Raw genomic sequence first — 2,007 nt, 5'->3', positions numbered from 1 at the left:
TTTGTAATTAGGTACATAGATCCCCCCTAACCCCCCTTAAAAAAGGGGGGAATTAGATTGAAAAGTCCCCCTTATTAAGGGGGATAATGGGGGATCTGAATCAGGGATTAACAAAACTGACATGCACCCGTAGGGAGTCGGGAGTCGGGAGTCGGGAGTCGGGAGTCGGGAGTCGGGAGTCGGGAGTAGGTATAATCAAAGTTATAGTTTGAATTTTTTATTCCTGAATAATTAAACTTAACTATGACACTAACAGGACCGCAATATCAACAATTAACGAATGCTTTAATTGATGCTTTCCCATCAAAACAAGAACTTGCTGAATTAGTTTACTTTAAGTTCAGTAAAAATCTAGATTCTATTGCGATGGGAGATGACTTAAAAGAAATTGTATTTAAGTTAATTAAAGCTGCCCAAGCAGAAGGATGGGTTGATAAATTAATTGCAGGTGCCCGTGAATTAAATCCAGGTAACCCAGCTTTATCGGCCTTTGCCGAAGAGTTGAATCTTGCTACTCCTATGCCGCAACCACATTCGGATGCTGGGACGGGCAACAGTAAGCATATCCTCCACCTCTCGGACCTCCACATCACCACCAGTGATCAAGCTACTCTTTGGTCAAACCAACTCGCCCAAGACCTCATCCAAGACCTTGACATCCCTAAGCTTGATGCTCTGATCCTCTCTGGTGATATCGCCAATAAGTCTACTCCTCAAGAATACGAGGCTGCACAACAGTTTCTCGATAACTTCCGCCAAGACTTCCCCCTAGACCCGAAACAAATTGTTCTAGTTCCCGGTAACCATGACCTCAACTGGACACTAGCAGAGGAGGCTTATGAGTTATGCGATCGCACAAAAGACCACGATAAACTCCAAGACGGTCACTACATCAAAGTCACTGATGAGGTGATTCGAGTCCCAGACAAAGCCAAATACCAACAACGCTTTGCCCACTTCAGCCAATTCTATAAAACTATCAAAGATCAACCCTATCCCCTCGACTATGACCAGCAAGCCATTATCGACCATCTCCCAGAGCAAAACTTGCTGATCCTAGGACTAAACTCAGCTTGGGAACTGGATCATCACTTCAAAACCCGTGCTAGTATCCACTCCGGTGCTCTGGCCAACGCCCTGACAAAGATTCGCCGTAACCCAGACTACGATAAGTGCCTGAAAATAGCGGTTTGGCACCATCCCCTCAATAGTGACGGAAGCGATAGGATTACTGACAAAGGCTTCATCGAACGATTGGCCGTTGCTGGATTCCGCTTCTTCCTCCACGGACATATCCATAAAGCCGAAACCAGCCTTTTCCGTTACGACCTCAGCCGAGATGGGCGCAAACTCGACCAGATTTGTGCTGGCACCTTTGGGGCACGGACCGTTGAACTACGATCCGGTTATCCTTGGCAATATAATCTACTGAAAATTAACGATAAACAGCTCACTGTCCACACTCGCCGTCGCGAAGAACCCAATGGTGCTTGGAAACCTGATTCACGGTGGAGTCAAGGTCCGGGAAAAAGTGCTTTGGATTATTATTGTATTGAATTGTAATCAATTTTTGGCCACTATCGCAATTTGACAAATCTATCGTTTAAACTATTGAAGTAACCGTAAATGAATGCTGGACATACCCCTGGCTATCCCATCAAAAAGATAAAGGAAGCACTGTGTAGTGCTTTTACTAGTAAATCTGAGTTAGCAAGTATGCTAGAAAATCAATTCAGGATAAATCTGGAAGATGTTGCTCGTGGTGAAGATTTGAATGAAATTGTTGATAATTTAGTACTAGATTTTGATGGTCAAAAGAGGTTAGGAAAATTAATTGATAAAGCACTTAACGAAAAGCCAGATAATGATGAATTAAAAAAACTCTATTATGAAAAAATTAAAATTTCGTCTAGTTTACTAACCATATTGTTTCCTTTAGAAGACAATATTATCAAAGCATGTTGCATTGCTTTGATAATATTGTCTTCTAAAGGAAACAATATGGTA

2 protein-coding genes are annotated in these 2,007 nt (G+C 42.5%); both read left to right on the top strand.

The window, feature by feature from the left end; genetic code table 11:
• The first annotated feature begins 243 nt into the window (after positions 1–243).
• Positions 244–1,563: an effector-associated domain EAD1-containing protein gene (locus tag F6J94_RS33365; protein WP_293048140.1), complete on the top strand. Its 1,320-nt coding sequence runs from the start codon at positions 244–246 to the stop codon at positions 1,561–1,563.
• A gap of 63 nt (positions 1,564–1,626) precedes the next feature.
• The coding region (locus tag F6J94_RS33360; protein WP_293048137.1) for an effector-associated domain EAD1-containing protein at positions 1,627–2,007 on the top strand (381 nt) is incomplete at its 3' end.

Source organism: Moorena sp. SIO1F2 (genome assembly GCF_010672755.1).
In the GTDB taxonomy this organism is placed as follows: domain Bacteria; phylum Cyanobacteriota; class Cyanobacteriia; order Cyanobacteriales; family Coleofasciculaceae; genus Moorena.
Note: the sequence above shows the minus strand (reverse complement) of the source record. Positions and strands in the feature narration are given on the sequence as shown.

Bases quoted from the DNA above. Each gene is read 5' to 3' on its own strand.
- F6J94_RS33365 (WP_293048140.1), top strand. From the start codon at position 244: ATGACACTAACAGGACCGCAATATCAACAATTAACGAATGCTTTAATT.